Source organism: Aristophania vespae (genome assembly GCF_009906835.1).
In the GTDB taxonomy this organism is placed as follows: Bacteria; Pseudomonadota; Alphaproteobacteria; order Acetobacterales; family Acetobacteraceae; genus Aristophania; species Aristophania vespae.
In genome coordinates this window covers 232,884-250,970 of the sequence record NZ_CP047652.1, presented here as the reverse complement: position 1 = coordinate 250,970, position 18,087 = coordinate 232,884, and the positions used below count along the sequence as shown (strand labels likewise).

Here is an 18,087-nt window from a genome sequence, read left to right as displayed (position 1 = left end):
CTATTCTCAAGCCACTATCTTTGCATGCATTGATTCACGGTCGCGATGTATCCCAGCCATTATCTGAGTGTCATAAAAGCGCTCTATAGTTTCAATAACCTCTTCAGCCTTATCTAGTCGGTTAATTTCAGCACGAAATGACGCTGACCCTGGCAGCCCAACAGAGTACCAAGAAACATGTTTGCGTGCGAGTCTTAAACCTGGCCTCTCACCAAAATGATCAAGCATCATATGATAATGCTTAAGAACTATTGCTTTTTCGTCTTCGATTGAAGGATCTGCAATATCGGTATTTTGACGTAAAGACGCTGCAACCTGGGCAGGAAACCAGGGTCTTCCATAACAACCACGCCCAATCATGACTCCATCTGCCCCTGAAACGGCAAGGGCTTCTCGTGCATCAGCAATAGTCACAATATCGCCATTAACCAAAACAGGAATTTTCACCGCTTCTTTTACTGTGCGAACAAACGCCCAATCGGCCTTGCCATTATAAAACATCTGGCGCGTACGACCATGCACAGTAACAAGCTGAATACCAACGTCTTCTGCGATTTGTGCCAGCCGTGGGGCGTTTAGGTTTTCATGATCCCACCCCATACGCATTTTTAGTGTGACTGGGACAGAAACAGCCTCTACTGTTGCCTGCAATATTTTAGCTGCCAAAATTTCATCACGCATTAAAAAAGAGCCTGCCATCTGCCCGATAGCAACCTTACGCGCAGGACAGCCAAAATTAATATCAATAAGATCAGCCCCGCCATCGACTGCTATTTTGGCAGCCTCGGCCATGGCGTCTGGGTCACAACCTGTAAGTTGTGTAGCATTGACCCCGCCAGCCCCGGCTGTTTTTGCCATTCGTAATGTTGTTTCGTTTTCACGTACCATCGCCCAAGAGGCGATCATCTCAGAAACAACTAAACCAGCACCAAGTTCACGTGCCAGGCGGCGAAAGGGAAGGTCGGTAACACCTGACATGGGTGCCAAAATAACCGGATCTTCCAAAATTATATTATTGCCAAGCTTTATAGGCCTAAGAGGAGAGTGATAAGCCACTGAGATATTCGGGTCCGAAAAAAGAGAAAAGAAAAATTGCTTAGAAATTTATCTACTGCCCCATTTCTTGGAGCTTTTAAAGCATAAAGCACTCTGTTTTGTTTCACTTAAGTTTTACAATATAGGTCGTGCTTTTCGATGCTTCATTGATAAAATCTCTAATTGATGTCGTTGTTTACCCTGAAAGGTTATATAAAATCTGCCTTTTCCGTCCTGAAATGCCAGCTTCATCTGAACCAGGCGCTCTAAGCAGGCGCGATCTTTAAGGGGCGCTCTAAAATCAGGAAATTCACCCTCTGTAATTGCCAGAGCAGGACGGCCATTTTCACCGCTTAAGAAAAGCCTGTGTAAGGCAGAACGACAACAAGTTTCAAGGTAAGGTTCGTTCCACATCATTTTATCTCAGTCTATTTATATTTTAAAAAGAGAAATAGATCATTTTTCGTTGTAAAAAAGAGCTCAACATATTTTGTAACCCTACTTATAGGGGAAAGTCAGAGGAATAGTCTTATGTTAAAATTTGAGAAAACAGCGATATGGGCTTTACAACGACTCGACCCTGAACGTGCCCATGAGCTGGCTATTCGCTCATTTTCTCTTGGTCTGACAGGTTCCGCTCCTTTAGACGACTCTAGACTTTCCACTACTTTATGGGGAAAAGATTTTGCAAATCCCATCGGTTTAGCAGCTGGTTTTGACAAAAATGCCCGTGCCCTACAAGGGTTGGCAAAAATAGGTTTTGGCTTTGTCGAAGCAGGAACCGTAACGCCCCGACCCCAACCAGGCAACCCAAAGCCGCGCCTGTTTCGCTTAAGTGAGGACCGTGCCATTATTAACCGTATGGGATTTAATAGCTGCGGTATTGATATTTTTTGCCAAAATCTTGCACAATTATACAAGGCTAACCGCGCTGGCCATGCAGAAGGTGCTTCTGCCCCTTTAGGCATAAATTTGGGCATTAACAAAGTTGGAGCCCACCCTCTAAAAGACTATCCTTACCTTGTGGAGCGCGTTCATAGTTACGCAGACTATATTACAATTAATCTTTCATCACCCAACACACCTGGCCTTCGTGATCTTCAGGGACCAGAAACACTGAGCCAAATTCTAGAAGCCATCAAAAAGAATGCTCCTTACCACCCTCCCTTATTAGTTAAACTTGCCCCTGATCTAGACGATGAATCATACAGGCCCATTTTTCAGGCAGCTCTTAATGGAGGGGCTAACGGCCTTATTTTAACAAATACGACCCTGGCACGCCCTGATAGCCTCAGAAATGCTAGAGCATTTGAAACTGGTGGCCTTTCAGGCAGGCCTCTCTCTCAAAGGGCACGCGATGTGCTGAAAATTGTTTCTGAACTGAATAAGGGGGCCAGCTTACCCTCATTTCATCTGGCGGGATTGAGTCAGGACGTGACGTTTTTGAACGTCTCGCCATGGGCGCACATTTAGTACAAATTTATACAAGTTTCATTTATGAAGGATCATCCCTTTTGATCAGATTAAAAAAAGAACTTCTGAGAGCGATGGATGATGCGGCAGTAAACTCCCTAAAAGATCTCTCTCACTTATCTTAAAATCAGCATTTGCTGATTTTCACGTTGCGATGACTCCGGTTTTGGAGAGGTAATAAAGACCATGGCTTTGCGTTTTACGCTTATCATATTAAGCACCTTACTCTTTGGCGGAATGGCCTCTTACTCTTTTCTACCGGAAGCGAGGGCACAATCAGTAAATGCAACTTTAGAAGATACGAATGCTGCCTTTTTAGAAGCAATGCCCCGCCTGGACTGGCAAGAATTTGCGCAAAAAATCAATAAACGCCTCAAAGAAGATAGTAAGAGCCTACGAGCTGCTTTTACGCAAATACACTCTGATACAAACCCTCTAAGCCAAATCACGCTCCAAAATCTCATTACTAATGTTAAGGCTGTTAAACAGGATACAAAGAACACTCTTTCACAGCTGCAAGCTTATGATGGAGCAATAGCCTCTGTCCTGGAAGTTTTAGGACAGGATGCTGTCGCGGGTGAAGACAGCTCTGTCACCCGGCAAAGAACAGATGCCCAAAAGGCTACACGGCTTATCAAAGCTACAACTGTGCAAGCCCGGCTCTATGATCTTCAAGCACGTAATCTATTATCTGATTTAGAAAAACTTCGTAGCAAAATTCAACATGATACTTTATCAAAGCGCAGTGCGTCTCCTCTCACATTTTCATATTGGGAAAGCCTGCCTGCCGAGCTACCTTCAGGGTCTTTTTCTTTAACGAAAAATAGCAAATTAGGACAAAATTCTTTCTTATTTATAAGCGCTATCGCCATATTATGCGTTGCTTATATTGGTGGTACTTTCCTGAGGCGGCGTTTTACTGCATCTTTTATTAAATGGCTTAATCATGAAGCCATAAAAACAAGCTCTACCGATAGGCTCGTCCGCTTTTTGTGTGGTTTAATGTGGGGTGGAATAGCTTTTTTAAGCTGGATTGGGTGGTCTGGCTTCTTCTATTCGAAAATTACGCAAACAGAGCAGATTATTGGTCAAACCCTCCCAATTTGTGCCTTTATCCTGGGGGCTGGCCTCCCTTTGCGTCATTGGTATCATGGAAAAACAAATCACCGTAGCTCTTTGTCTTTAACGCTGGCTGTTCTTTTTTATGCGCTCATCAAAACTCTTAAAGATCAAGAATTATTAGGCCCCACCCTAAATGCCTTTTTAGAGGGCCTTTTTTCCTGCGTCGGAATTATTTGTCTTTTCATGATAATCCCTCATGCACAGCAACAAACTCCTTCAACTGAGCCCGAAACTGAATCTACTGAAGACTCTTTTTATAAATCTATATTTGTCAATTACAGCAAGCCTTTGAGAGCCGTAATTTTTCTTTATGCACTCTTAAATCTTGGATTGATTTTAAGCGGATATAGCGCTTTTGCCTTTACCATCAATACCGCCATTATAAGTGTTATTTATGCCCTAAGCCTTACAGGTTGTTTAGTTGGGGCATGGCAAGCTTGTATGAATATTGTTTTTTCTCCACACACTATTAGCGGTAAACATCTGTTAAAATTGGGCGTAAGCAAACGTCGCTTAGAATTTTTAAATGTGCTCATTTCAGCAATTGGTTCAATCCTATTTCTGGTCGTGTTTATTGCCCTTCTGACAAATGAAGGAGACTTCACTGTCGCTGGCATCATCGACCGCATAAGACAAGTTTTCACAGGTAGTACGATCCATGGTATTTTTCTCTCACCAGAAAAACTCTTTGGCTGTTTTGCTCTTATTATCGGGTCTCATTATCTTATCAAACTTATACATATATGGCTCGATAAACGCTTTTTTCCTACAACAACGCTAAATTCTGGTGTTCAAACCTCTATTTTAAGTATCTTTACTTATTGTGCCTGGATCCTGGTGGGGCTGTTACTTCTTTCTCTCGTAGGATTATCTGTCCAAAATCTGACCTGGGTTGTTAGTGCTCTCTCTGTAGGTGTTGGTTTTGGCCTGCAATCAATTGTTAAAGACTTTATTTCTGGAATAATCTTATTGGCAGAACGTCCAATAGAAGCTGGCGATATAATCGAAGTTTCTGGCAATAGAGGTGAAATTAAACGGGTTAATGTTCGGACAACGGATATTAGACTTGGAGATGGCAGTACCTTAATTGTGCCAAATTCTCAATTTATTACCACAAATGTCAAAAATGCCAGCTTTGGTAATATTCCGGCTAAAATCACTTTAACTTTTACATTGCCCATAAATAGTGATTTAGATAAAGCACGTACTTTGATTTTGGAAGCTGCTAAAAAGCAGGAGGACATTTTGCAGAGCCCTGCTCCATCCATCACACTTTCAGCCACAGACGATACAACATTCAATCTTTCTTTATCCGCTTATGTTGACAGACCAGGAAAAATGGGAAGTGTTAAAAATGCACTTCTTTTTGATTTGTTTCATATCTTCCGAGAAGCTCATATGACCCTCACAATGAGTTAAGCGTTATTGTGAAGCTGAGAATTATTATAAAATAATCTTCCAACATAGAGGAATGAATTTACATGAAGGTAGCTCTTGTTGGAATTGTCCGTAATGAACGTAAAGACATCCTGCATTGGCTAGGATGGCATGCCAAGCTGGGCATAGATAGTTTCATAATATTTGATGATAATTCTGATGATGGGACAGATCTACTTTTAAAAGCAGCCAGCCTGTCGCTGGATATACGCCTCTTTCGAATAGAGAAAGCGAGTAATTCTTTTTCTGAACGCAAACGTATCGTTTATCTTGATGCTATAGCAGGGCTAAAGAAATCTGCAGAATGGGTGCTCTTTTTAGATACTGATGAATATTTAAATCTTTACAGACATAACCATGTTCACAATTTTCTTGCAGAATTTGATGAAAAGGTTGGTGCTATAGCTGTTAATCGCTGTACTTATGGTGCAAACAGAGAAATACTTCGGCCTGAACACCCAAACCCTTATGCCTTCACGCATCACAGCGCCCCAAACCACCGCTATAATCGTTGGATAAAATCTTTTATTCGGCCTTCTTATTTTAATGGTGTGTGGGAAAATAACCATTACTTCCCCTTAGTTAAAGGGCGATATGTCTCTCCCGAAGGAAAAGATGTTCAGTGGGTTCAGCCAGGAGAAACAAGTACACCGGCTGAATGGAAAACAGCACGTATCATGTACTATCCTGGTGGAAGTCTGGAGCAACTAGTAGAGCGGGAAAGACGAGGTCATGCTTCTACCATAAGGCTGGAAGATCTTTATTCCGAGCTCATGACCAAAATTCATGATAGCCGTCCCCAAGGGCAAGTTAAGGCCATAAAAGAATGGATGCGCCCCATCATCATGCAAGGAGTAGCCCTAACATTAACAAAAATTCAAAGGCTCTTCCCTCTACAGCATGAAGAAACCCTTACTACTGAAAATCAAAATCTTTGGAAAACGAATTTCAAAATTGCTCGTGTAATCCCCTGGAATCAACAAAGACTTGAAATTCACGGTGGTTTGGTTTGTGCCCAGGAACGCACCCAGAACCGATCAACACTTTTCATTCTTTATGATAAAACCAAAATTCCTGGAACAGCCCTTCTCTTCGCCCTTAATAACACGAACAACCCTCTTGATTTTTCAATCCATGCAGATAGTCGTCTGTTAGGTTTTTTGCCCTATGATTTATTACCTGCCCAAACAGATGGACGGGTATTTCTCCGTAAAAAGGGTGGCCTTAGTCAAAAGCGTAATTTTTTAACAACTGTGCCCAATGAGCCTCTCGTCTCTGACCGCCCTAACACAGCTTTGTGGGAAACATTTGAATTACAGGAATGCCCAACTGCACTCGATAGTAAACCTTGGGAAGAATTTCCTTTTATCCGCTTAATCAAAGCCTTTTTATCAAGTACTCGCAATATAAAGGTCATTTTATATTTAGCAAAACTTGATCGGGCACTTTCAGTCCGTCTTTTGCCATTTTTTCTGGATTATTTACCTTTAGATGAAAAACTTTTTCTAGAAGCCCAGTTAATGGCTGTACAGCCTTTTCTGTTCTGACTTCACCCATAAAAAAGGGGCTTTGAGTTTTAAATACTCAGAGCCCCTTTTTATATCAGGCAACTTAGCGACCAATATCACGCAATTTAGCGCCACTCATAAGTTTTTTCTCAATTTTGCCTAATGATATGCCCTTTGTTTCTGGCACAAAGAGATAGGTCAAAATAATGAAACTTGCATTCAAAGCGGCAAATAACCAAAAAGTGCCCCCGTCCCTAACCAGTGCATGAGCGTCAGGAAGCTAACACCAACAACTAGGTTCGTCAGCCAGTTGGTCAAAGTTGAAAGTGACAGGCCAAAATCACGTCCAGCCAAAGGCTGAATTTCGGCACAGAGCACCCACATAAGAGGGCCAGCTGACATGGCAAAACCAGCACAAAAAATCATAAGCAGGAATACAGCAGCTAATTGAGACCCCTCTGTGTGCATACCTGTATGAAGCAGGATCGCCAGGCAGGCCATTCCCAGAGCCATGACAGTAAAACCGGTATATAAAATTGGTTTACGACCCCAACGATCTACCAGACCAACGGCCACAAAGGTGGCTAACATATTAACCATGCCAATAATGGCTGTACACCACATTTGTGATTGCTGGTCAAAATTCGCGGATTCAAGAATTTTTGGGGCGTAATACATAACGATATTAATACCCGCTAATTGTTGCATTGCCTGCAACGTAATTCCCAATGCAACAGAGCGTCTGAAATTTGAATTGGTTCTAAAAAGTTTCCACCCTTCCTGTTTGGTTTCAAGCTGTTCTCGAATGGCATGAATTTCTTTTGCTGCTTCTAAAGGATCATCACGAAGATCAAGCAAAATCTGGCGTGCTTCTTTACGACGCCCCTGCATAATAAGCCAGCGAGGGCTGTAAGGAAGAAATATGACGCCAATTAAGAACAGCACGGCAGGGACAGCAGCCACAGCAAACATGGCACGCCAGTTACCACTATAAGAGAAAAAGGTATCCGACAAAAAAGCTATAAAAATACCGACTGTCACCATCAACTGGTATGTCGAAACCATGGCCCCGCGGGATTCTGCACTGGCAATTTCAGAAAGATAAAGCGGTGCGGTAAAAGCTGACAGGCCCACAGCAAGCCCCATAACCACACGAAATGAAATCATAGAAGCGACTGACCAGCTTAGTGCACAGCCTACCGTTCCAACAACAAAAACAGTAGCCCCCACTAATAGAGACCGTTTACGCCCCAAATGATGCGACATCCATCCTGCAAGAACAGCTCCTACGGCCGCCCCCGCCATCATCGCACTAACGACCCACTCAAGTTCAATTGTAGAAGCCTGATATCGCTTACCAAAAAAATCCAGCGCTCCGGCAACAACTCCGATATCAAGACCGGACATAAGCCCTGCAAGGGCTGCTACCACGCCAATAGCCACGATTTTAAAGCGTGTCGGATCAAATGCTCCGATGATAGAGGTATTTTCTTCCTCATCTGCAGGAGAGGGATTAAGGTCTGAAGACATATATGCAACGGCCTTTTCAAAATTGGGAGCTTAAAGCCACTTTTTTTAAGTTCTATTTCAAAACAGATATCAAAAAAAGCAGCTTTATGAATGTCGTAATTGTTTAATTTTGCTTTGCGGGATGTTATTGCCCCAAATCGCGCAATCTTACCCCACTCATGAGACGTTTTTCTATTGTTTCAAGCGAAATATCTTTTGTCTCTGGCACGAAGACATATAGAAAAATAATAGCTAAAGCGTTAAAAAAAGCGAAAATCCAGAAAGTGGTGGAACTTCCCAACCCTTCCATCATTGATAAGAACGTTGTTCCTACAAGAAGGTTACTTAATGCATTTGTGCCAGTAGAAATGGAAAGGCCTAAATTACGCCCTGCCAAAGGCTGAATTTCTGAGCATATAACCCACATCAGAGGCCCCGCTGACATTGCAAATCCCCCGACAAAAATCAGAATAAGGCATAATGCTGCAATCTGTAGCCCTATTGTGTCTGGCCCGATCCTTAAAATAACCGCCAAAATACCCATTGTAAGGGCCATGCTTGCATAGCCGGCATAAAGAATAGGCTTACGCCCCCACCGATCAGCATAACGCACAGCGACTAATGTCATAAGTAGGTTAATAAAACCGATCAACGCTGTGCACCACATTTGTGCTTTAGGTGAAAATTGTGCTGCGGCTAAAATCTTGGGCGCATAATACATGATAATATTAATGCCCGCGAATTGCTGCATAATTTGCAACAACATACCTAAACTTACTGAACGACGGAAATTCCCATTACGTTTAAGAAGAGTCCATCCTTCTTGCTTAATTTTTAGCTGCTCCGTAATAGCAGATAGCTCACTATGCGCATCGTCTTTCGTATCACGTAAAGGAAAAAGAGCTTCTAGGGCTTCTTTTTTACGACCCTGGATCATTAACCATCGCGGGCTTTGAGGCAGGAAAAGAAAACCGCACAAAAAGAGCAAAGCAGGCACAGCTTCCACAACCAACATCGCACGCCATGAGCCAGAAGGCGCTAACCAGCTATTAGAGAAAAAAGCCATAAAAATACCAGCCGTTTTTAAAAGCTGGTAAAGCGAGACCATAGCGCCTCGTTGTTCTGTTCTGGCTATTTCGGAGAGATAAAGAGGTGTTGTGAGGTCAGAAAGACCAATACCTAACCCCACAAGAACACGAAAGCCAATCATTACGGGAATAGACCAACTTAAAGCACATCCACCAGCCCCGATAAAAAACAAAGCCGCCGCTAATATAAGTGTCGCTTTTCGCCCTAATTTTTGTGTAAAAATACCGCCACCGGTCGCCCCGATCGCATCTCCAACAAGCATACCACCCACGACCCATTCAAGCTGGACAGTACTTGCATGAAATTGGGCACCAAAAGGTTCTAATACACCCGAAATAATACCAATATCTAACCCTGTCATTAAGCCAGCGAGAGAGGCTAAAATACAAATTAAAAAAACGCGCTTGCGTGACGTAAAATCAATTTCATTATTGGGAATGTCTTCTTGTTCTGTAGAACTGATCATAAAATGGCACCTTTTCAAAAGGGCAGAGATTATATCTTAATGCAGAAATAAACATTAAGAACATGAAGTCTAAAAAACGATTATATGACCAGTTTTTTTAATAAAGAAATAGTCCTCGGATATAATTTGTAGTATTAAAATATTTTTTATAAGACGAAATTAGTACAATATTTTACGATATCTTATCTTGCGAGTTCTTATAAGTAATCTTGTCTTTTTCCAGGGGGGAACAGCCCACTGCCACGATGTAAGTCCCTGACGGGCTAATTCACGATGCACGATCATGACCGGGCCTTTAACTGACTGATTTTGTGTAATATGCTCTGCAAGATCTTTTGCCAGTGCCTCTACAACAGTAACCGATCTGTGCCGCCCCCACTACATCCAATAGCAATCGTCACATATTTTTTCCCTTCCTCCATAAAACGTGGAAGAACAAGATTGATGAGTGCTGAAAGATGTTCGTAGAATTTATCGTAAAAAGGGTCTTTTTTCACATAAGAAGCAACGGACTCTTCTAACCCTGTATAAGGGCGTAAACGCTCATCATAATGCGGGTTTTTAAGAAAACGCACATCAAAAACCATATCGGCCTCACGCGGCAATCCAGCAGGGTAAGCAAAAGACATTAGAACAACTGACAGCCCCTGCTCCGATGAGACACCAAAGCGCGCCTCAATAAGATGCCTTAATTCAGGCAAGGGCAAATCAGACGTATCAATTACGAGATCGGCTTCGGCCTTAAGAGGCGCCAAAAGCTTAATTTCTCGCTCTATGCCAGGTAATATACCCCCTGAGGATACAAGAGGGTGCCGCCGGCGCGTTGCTGTAAAACGCCGTAATAATACGTCCTCTTCGGCCGTCGCATAAATAAGTTGTACTGCACAATCAGGCAAATTACGTAAATGAACAAAATGTTTTAAAGCCAGCTCTGTTTTAAAACCACGACTACGTACATCGATACCTATAGCTAAACGTTCTCCAGAACGAGCAATAAGGGCTTCAAATAAATCTAAAGGCGGATTATCGACAACCTCAAAATCAAGATCTTCTAATATACGCAAGATTGAAGCCTTACCCGCCCCGATAATCCTGTAACAAGTAAAATCTGGCGCGTAGGATGTTCTTCTGTCTCAACGCTGCGATAAGAAGAGGACTCTATCACTTTATCAGACCCAGCCTCAGTCACGATATTTAATTACCTTAGCTTGTATCGAGTCAAAGACTCATTTTACATGTGATCTATACGATATTTCTTTGTCTTTTGTGAATTTCCCGGCAAACAAATGATAAATCGCGCCCCCAGAACTTTGTTTTTACCTGTCTCTGAATCAAATTCGACACGATTTTCTGCATAAAGATCTCCGTCCAAAGTTTGTATAATTTGACGGCTTATTGCTAATCCTAACCCAGAATGCTGTCCAAAGCATTCCTTTACAGGTCGCTCCGAATAAAAACGTTCAAAAATGAGTTCAAGTTTATCTTCTTCTATACCCGGCCCCTCATCTTCAATAATAATCTGAACATATTTAGACGACTTTTTGGTTACACCCTGCTTAATCCCAATTGTCACCTTGCCGTTAGGCGGTGAAAAAGAAACAGCGTTACCAACCAAATTTCTTATGACCTGAACAAGCCTGTCTTCTACAGCATAAACCCAGAAATTTTCGCTATCCATATTTAATATTAATACAGGGTCATTTTCCTTTCGGGTTGCCTGATGCATTTCCACTAAAATTGATAAAAGTGGCTTTAAATACACAGATTCTCTCAAACCGCGCGATAATTCACCTTCAATACGGCTTGCATCAGCTACATCTCTTACCAGTCGCTCCAACCGCCTCACATCATCACGCAAAATTTTGATAAGACGATCTCGCTCTTCGGGTTTGTTAATACGCGGCAAAATCTCAAGCGCTGAACTCAAAGATGCGAGAGGATTTTTAACCTCGTGAGCTACTTCGGCAGCAAAGCGCTCCGTCCCATCTATGCGTGACCAGAGAGCCAAAGTACTTGTACGAAGAGCACGTGCTAGCGACCCAACCTCATCTTTACGTTCTAAAAGCTTACGTGGCACGGCATCATTGCGCCCCTTCCCAGAATTACGCAATTCCCGAGATGATTGTACCAACTGCAATAACGGGCGGGCAATTGTGAGAGAAAAATACCAAGAAAGCAGGATTGTCACACCAATCGCAAGGAGCATTAATGTCAGAATTGATGAACGGACAGCATAAAGAGCACGGTCAACTTCGGGCGCCCGGCGTGTAAGCTGAAGCTCGCCCATAGTAATACCCCTACAAACCACAGGCTCAGCTATTGTTATGATGAGTTCATTTGCAGAGTTGCGCCTTATATAAGGCGGCATCTCAGCACGCATTGGCTTTATCTGAAACTCTTTGTCTTTCTGATCATCATATTTAAGGCCACCGTTAAAATTAATGACCTCTCTTTCCATGGTCTTAAAAGACCCTAATAAAATCCAGTCATAAATTGTATCAATAAAATTATGTTGTGGTGAACGCCACGTTCCAACGTGCGAATGCGACCAGGCTTCATCGTCAAATGTCGGGGACTCATGCTCGCGAGGTACATCGTGCCGGATATTTGTTATAAGCTCACCATTAGGACCATATAATTTGATATGAGAATTAAAGCTAAATTCCATCAATTTATCTAAAATGACTCGAGCTTCCTTGGCATTAAGAGCCGCTTTGTCACTAGATAAATCCTGACCTGCAAAAATTTCTAATGCTCTGGCATAAATACGAGCTTCCTCACGCAGAGCCATGACATCTGCATTAAGCAACCCTCTCTGATATTGGTTAAGATAGAGCAGCAATCCCGCCAAAAACAGCAATGGCACAATATTGAGAAGCAAAATCCGCCCTAGAAAGGGAGATATCCAGTATTTAACAGATAGGGGCAACTGAAATTTGCTTATATTTCGAAACGAAAAAGGAGAACTGTTCATCTTCCCAATATCTAATATGTAATTTCTGAAAATTATGATTGATTCATTTTATAACCAAAAGTCTATTACTACATAGTGATTATCAAACTATCTCTTTATACCTATAGCCAATACCGTATAATGTCTCAATTTGGCTAAAACTATCATCAACCCTACGAAATTTTTTTCTCACGCGCTTGATGTGACTATCAATTGTACGATCATCAACATAAACATTATCACCATAAGCCGCATCAATAAGCTGATCTCGTGATTTGACCAGACCTGGCCTTACAGCCAATGCCCTAACAAGCAAAAACTCTGTCACGGTTAAAGAAACTTCTTGGCCATTCCATAAACATTGGTGGCGCGCTTCATCTAAAGCCAGCGGCCCCCTCATGAGCACAGATTGGGTACCAATCGTCTCACCTGTTATTTCAGCCTGGCTTATCTCCTGCCGACGCAGCAAGGCACGAATACGCTCGACCAAAAGTCGCAGGGAAAAAGGCTTTGTAATATAATCATCGGCACCCAGGCGCAGCCCCATTAACTGGTCAACCTCATCATCTTTCGATGTCAGAAAAATTACCGGCATGTTAGAGCGCGTTCTTAAACGCCGTAATAATTCCAAACCATCCATTTGAGGCATATGTATGTCCAGCACGGCCAGAGATACGGGACGAGTCAGCAAACCCTGTAGGGCACTTTTACCATCAGTATAAGTACTCACACTAAAACCCTCAGCCTCTAAAGTAAGCTGAATCGATGCTAATATGTGACGATCATCATCAACAAGGGCAATGACTGGCACATTTTCCGCCTGAGTATTCTGAAGGTCCTCAGTAACACTATTACCGGCTGGGGTAAGACCAGTTATGTCCATACAAAGCTCCTAATATCCACCTGAGTTTAGGAAGGTTTGACCGCAATATTACGCTTTTATTTTCTTTAATCTTTTCACTAGCACATAATTTCATTCAGTCCTAACTATATGAGTGACATAGATAATTCTTGCCATTAAAACGCCTGGACCTATGTAACCAATTTTAAGGCTTACAACCTCTTGCTTTAAAAACAATTATTACTATCTGGTTGAGATAAAGAGGGTCATGTAGTAGGCCCATAAGAAAGAGTTAGAAAGCAGGGTCATAATATGGAACAACAGAACCATCATCCCGAACACGAGCAGCCTGCTCATGCAGACTCCATTGCTGAAAATGCAACAGAGGCTCCCGCATCTTCAGAAACAGAACAAAAAGCTGAAACTGCTGCTACTCCAGAAGAAACAATCGAAGCTCTCAGATCAGAAGTTTCTGAAATGAAAGATCGCTGGCTGCGTTCCGAAGCTGAGTTGCAAAATCTTCGCTCACGTTCAAAACGTGACCTGGATGATGCGCGCCAATATGCTGTTCAGAAATTCGCCCGTGACGTTGTAGAAGCTGCTGAGAATTTACAACGTGGCCTTGCTGCTCTCCCTCCTGCTCAGGAGGATGAAAGTGATATTATTAAAAAGATGCGCGAAGGGCTTGAAACAACAGAGCGTTCATTCTTATCAATATTAGAGCGTCACGGCATTAATCGCCAAGATCCTACAGGGCAAGCATTTGATGCAAACCTCCATCAAGCTATGCAAGAGCAGCAATCAAGTGAACATGCACCAGGTTATGTCATCCAAGCATGGACTCCCGCTTGGACTTTAAAAGACAGACTACTAAAACCTGCTATGGTCATCGTTGCCAATAGCTCATCTACAGGCCAAAAACCTGAATAAAATAGGCCTTTGGGCCTTTTGATATGAAAACTCCCAGGCGTCAAAAACATATTCTTGTTATTAAACATGGCGCTCTGGGAGATGTCTTTCAGGCTTTCAGCGCTTTTGATGCCATCAGAGCTGCTTATCCTCATGGTAGGCTATCGATTCTCACCTCCACGCCCTATGCGCCCCTTCTCCGTGCTTCTCCCTGGTTTGAGACTGTCATAATTGATGATCGTGCGCCCTTATCAAACTGGCGAGAGGCAAAAAGGCTGTGGCTGACCCTGCGTAAATTCAATCACATAATTGATTTGCAAAATTCTGGCAGAACACGTCTCTATGCTAAAATGCTGTGGCATTCTTCATGGGCCAGTCTTGATCATTTGGGCCCTAAAGCATCGTGTAAAAAGCTGCATCACGCCCGCGAAATGCATGGCATGTACCGGCAGGAGATTTTTTTAAAAGCACTCGGCATTAATCCGGTAAAAAGACAAATACCTCACTGGCTAAGCCCTCATGGCCCTGTTTTGCCAAAACCTTATATTGTGATTGTTCCTGGTGCCTCAATGCACCGTCCGGCTAAATGCTGGCCGATAAATAACTTTATTTCTTTGGCCTCATATTTTGAAAAATTAAATTACCAATGTGTTATTGTTGGAGGCGAAGACAACATAACTCTTGGACAGGTTTTGGAAGAAAGATGCCAAGACTTTTTAAAGCGTCCCCTTATTAACCTTATTGGTAAAACAACATTATTCGAGCTTGCCGGACTCATTAGCAGGGCAGCTCTTGTCATTGGCAATGACACAGGGGCACTTCATGTAGCAGCCACAATGGACAGACCTAATCTTACGCTTTTTTCAAAAGAAAGCGATCCTCGCCGCTGCTCTCCTCTTGCGATTACACCAGATTATAGCCAGGTTATGGCTGTTTCAGATCTGTCATTTCTTACAGTACAAAGGGTAATCGCGTTTTTAAATGAGTGGTTTATAGAGCGCATTTCTCAAAAAAATTAATCTCTTTATTCTTTCTTTATAGAATGGGCTTGCAGAGACTGCGCTTCAGGGCCATTTTTACCGCTGTCTTTTAATTTTAGTTTTACGATAAGGAGCGCTCCCTATGCCCGCCATTACCCTACCCGATGGTAGTCTTCGCACTTTCGATGGGGCAGTGACTGGCACAGTAATCGCTCAATCAATTGGCCCAGCTTTAGCACGTGCCGCTTTGGCTATGGAGGTTGATGGCAAAATTTGCGATTTATCTGCAACCATCACCCAAGATGCAAAAATACGCTTTATCACACGTAAAGATGAAGAATCTCTGGATCTCATCCGACATGACACAGCCCATGTTCTGGCAGAAGCTGTGCAGGAATTGTGGCCAGGTACCCAGGTTACAATTGGCCCAAGCATTAAAGATGGTTTTTATTACGACTTCGCACGCGACAAACCTTTTACGCCAGAAGATTTCGACGCTATCGAAAAGAAAATGCACGAAATCATTAAACGCGGGACACCATTTCAGCGTGAAGTATGGGATCGCAATGAGGCTATAAAGTTTTTCGAAGCTCGTGGTGAACATTTTAAAGCTGAGCTTATTCGTGACCTGCCTGAAACAGAAGAAATTTCAATTTATCGTCAGGGCGAATGGCTTGATCTGTGCCGTGGGCCACATCTCCCCAGCACAGCTGAAGTAGGAACAGCTTTCAAACTCATGCGTGTGGCTGGAGCTTACTGGCGTGGGGATCATCGCAACCCTATGCTGACACGTATTTACGGCACGGCCTGGCGCGATAAAAAAGAGCTTAATGCCCATCTTTTACGTTTGGAAGAGGCTGAAAAGCGCGACCATCGCCGTATTGGGCGGGAAATGGATCTCTTTCATATTCAGGAAGAGGCTGTAGGGCAGATTTTCTGGCACAAAAAAGGCTGGCGTCTTTATTCCACCTTGCAGGATTTTATGCGACGTGCCCAGGAACGCCATGATTACCAGGAAGTACGCACCCCCCAATTAGTGGATCGTAATTTATGGGAAGCTTCGGGGCATTGGGACAAATATCGTGAAAATATGTTCATTGCGAGCATCGAAGATGAAAACACGACGCTTGCCTTAAAGCCCATGAATTGTCCGTGCCATGTGCAAATCTTTCGCCATGGTCTGCGTTCATATCGTGAATTGCCACTCCGTATGGCAGAATTTGGTGCCTGCCATCGTTATGAACCCTCCGGCTCACTTCACGGCATTATGCGCGTGAGGGGCTTTACTCAAGATGACGCGCATATTTTCTGCACTGAAGATCAAATTGCTGACGAAACAGCGCGTTTTGTATCTATGCTGGCTGAAGTTTATAAAGATTTGGGATTTGAAAATTTTCAAGTCAAATTCTCTGACCGTCCTGATGTAAGAGCTGGCTCTGACGATGTATGGGACCGCGCCGAAAATTCTTTGAAAAAAGCTTGTGAAATGGCCGGGGTGGGTTTTGAGCTTAACCCTGGTGAGGGTGCTTTTTACGGCCCCAAACTCGAGTTCGTTCTTACCGATGCCATTGGGCGTGAATGGCAATGTGGTACATTGCAGGTCGATTACGTTCTTCCCGAAAGGTTAGATGCGACTTATATTGGCGAGGATAGTGCAAGACATCGCCCCGTTATGTTGCACCGCGCCATTTTGGGCAGTTTCGAGCGTTTCCTTGGTATTTTAATCGAACAATATTCAGGCAAGTTCCCACTCTGGCTAGCACCAACACAAGTTGTTGTAACCAGTATCGTAACTGATGCCGCAGATTATGCTCAGGAGGTTGCAACCTCGTTACGTAAAGCTGGAATACAGGTTGAGGTTGATACACGGAACGAGAAAATTAATGCAAAAATTCGTGAGCATAGCTTAGCGCGTGTTCCTGTAATTTTGGTTGTGGGACGACGGGAAGCAGAAGAAAAAACCGTTGCCATGCGCCGCTTGGGCGGCAAAAATCAGGACATTATGAGTCTTGACGAAGCCGTTTTAACTCTTGCCAATGAAGCAACGCCTCCCGATGTTAAAAGAGAAAGAGGCGAAACTTTATCGTAAAGGTGACTCTACCAAGGACCGCCCTCTTGCGTCGGTCCTTTGGCAAGAGTAGAATTAAAGAGAGCTATTTTCTCTGCCTCACTATCAAGGGGCAAATTTTGAACAGAGACAGGAGTTGACCATAGCTAGACCGCCGTTAAACGCCACCCCTGGCCGTGAGGGGCCGCGCGTCAATGATGAGATCCGTGTGCCACAAGTCCGTGTTATCGATGCTGATGGCGAGATGGTTGGGATAATGCAGACGCGAGATGCTCTTGCGCGAGCTTTCGCAGCTGGGCTGGATTTATTAGAAATCAGCCCGACCGCAGAACCCCCCGTTGCGAAGATCCTTGATTACGGCAAGTTTAAATACGAGCAGCAAAAGAAACGCAATGAAGCTCGTAAAAAGCAAAAGGTCATTGAAATTAAAGAGGTCAAAATTCGCCCGGGAACGGGTGAACATGACTATCAGACCAAACGTAAAGCCGTTCTTTCCTTCCTTGAAGGTGGTGATAAAGTAAAGGTTTCTCTCCGCTTTAAAGGGCGCGAAATGGCTCACCAAGATCTTGGTTTTAAGATGCTTGAACGCTTGCGGGTTGATGTTGAAGAACTTGCAAAGCCCGAGCAGATGCCCCGCTTAGAGAATCGACAAATGGTGATGATTCTCGCTCCCAGGTAAGGCAGCTAAGCTTCAGGA

General features: G+C 43.3%; 11 protein-coding genes and 3 pseudogenes. 7 read left to right on the top strand and 7 right to left on the bottom strand.

Features of this window, described 5'->3' with window-relative positions; genetic code table 11:
• Positions 1–6: 6 nt before the first annotated feature.
• The gene (gene dusB / locus GT348_RS01160; protein WP_272915424.1) at positions 7–1,056 is read right to left on the bottom strand and encodes a tRNA dihydrouridine synthase DusB; all 1,050 of its coding nucleotides are present in this window, start codon (positions 1,054–1,056) and stop codon (positions 7–9) included.
• 114 nt (positions 1,057–1,170) lie between these two features.
• Positions 1,171–1,449, bottom strand: coding sequence for a hypothetical protein (locus GT348_RS01155; RefSeq protein WP_160619385.1), 279 nt, complete (start codon positions 1,447–1,449; stop codon positions 1,171–1,173).
• A gap of 117 nt (positions 1,450–1,566) precedes the next feature.
• Here GT348_RS01155 and GT348_RS01150 point away from each other — a divergent pair.
• The 3 genes and pseudogenes from GT348_RS01150 to GT348_RS01140 all read left to right on the top strand — a co-directional run bounded on the left by GT348_RS01150 (position 1,567) and on the right by GT348_RS01140 (position 6,614).
• A pseudogene (locus GT348_RS01150) lies at positions 1,567–2,633 on the top strand (quinone-dependent dihydroorotate dehydrogenase).
• 61 nt (positions 2,634–2,694) lie between these two features.
• The gene (locus GT348_RS01145; protein ID WP_160618167.1) at positions 2,695–5,049 is read left to right on the top strand and encodes a mechanosensitive ion channel domain-containing protein; all 2,355 of its coding nucleotides are present in this window, start codon (positions 2,695–2,697) and stop codon (positions 5,047–5,049) included.
• 62 nt (positions 5,050–5,111) lie between these two features.
• Positions 5,112–6,614: a glycosyltransferase family 2 protein gene (locus tag GT348_RS01140; RefSeq protein ID WP_160618166.1), complete on the top strand. Its 1,503-nt coding sequence runs from the start codon at positions 5,112–5,114 to the stop codon at positions 6,612–6,614.
• Positions 6,615–6,678: 64 nt separating this feature from the next.
• Here GT348_RS01140 and GT348_RS01135 read toward each other — a convergent pair.
• The 5 genes and pseudogenes from GT348_RS01135 to GT348_RS01115 form a co-directional block, all read right to left on the bottom strand.
• Positions 6,679–8,105 (bottom strand): annotated as a pseudogene (locus tag GT348_RS01135) (sugar porter family MFS transporter).
• A gap of 124 nt (positions 8,106–8,229) precedes the next feature.
• Positions 8,230–9,639 (bottom strand): sugar porter family MFS transporter, encoded by a 1,410-nt coding sequence (locus tag GT348_RS01130; RefSeq protein ID WP_160618165.1) that lies wholly within the window; start codon positions 9,637–9,639, stop codon positions 8,230–8,232.
• A gap of 159 nt (positions 9,640–9,798) precedes the next feature.
• Positions 9,799–10,801 (bottom strand): annotated as a pseudogene (rapZ, locus tag GT348_RS01125) (RNase adapter RapZ).
• A 69-nt stretch (positions 10,802–10,870) separates the two neighbouring features.
• Positions 10,871–12,568 (bottom strand): sensor histidine kinase, encoded by a 1,698-nt coding sequence (locus tag GT348_RS01120; RefSeq protein ID WP_272915419.1) that lies wholly within the window; start codon positions 12,566–12,568, stop codon positions 10,871–10,873.
• A gap of 127 nt (positions 12,569–12,695) precedes the next feature.
• Positions 12,696–13,475 (bottom strand): response regulator transcription factor, encoded by a 780-nt coding sequence (locus GT348_RS01115; RefSeq protein WP_160618163.1) that lies wholly within the window; start codon positions 13,473–13,475, stop codon positions 12,696–12,698.
• Between the two features lie 270 nt (positions 13,476–13,745).
• Here GT348_RS01115 and GT348_RS01110 point away from each other — a divergent pair, with 270 nt between their 5' ends.
• The 4 genes from GT348_RS01110 (at position 13,746) to infC (ending at position 18,069) form a co-directional block, all read left to right on the top strand.
• Entirely contained in the window at positions 13,746–14,363 is a 618-nt protein-coding gene (locus GT348_RS01110) for a nucleotide exchange factor GrpE (protein WP_160618162.1), read from the top strand.
• 23 nt (positions 14,364–14,386) lie between these two features.
• On the top strand, positions 14,387–15,361 hold the full coding sequence (locus GT348_RS01105) for a glycosyltransferase family 9 protein (RefSeq protein WP_160618161.1): 975 nt from the start codon (positions 14,387–14,389) through the stop codon (positions 15,359–15,361).
• 103 nt (positions 15,362–15,464) lie between these two features.
• A complete protein-coding gene (gene thrS, locus GT348_RS01100) occupies positions 15,465–17,411 on the top strand; it encodes a threonine--tRNA ligase (RefSeq protein ID WP_160618160.1) in 1,947 nt (648 codons plus the stop codon).
• A gap of 121 nt (positions 17,412–17,532) precedes the next feature.
• Positions 17,533–18,069 carry a translation initiation factor IF-3 gene (gene infC / locus GT348_RS01095; RefSeq protein WP_160619384.1) on the top strand — a complete coding sequence of 179 codons (537 nt, stop codon included), beginning with the start codon at positions 17,533–17,535 and terminating at the stop codon, positions 18,067–18,069.
• Positions 18,070–18,087: the final 18 nt, after the last annotated feature.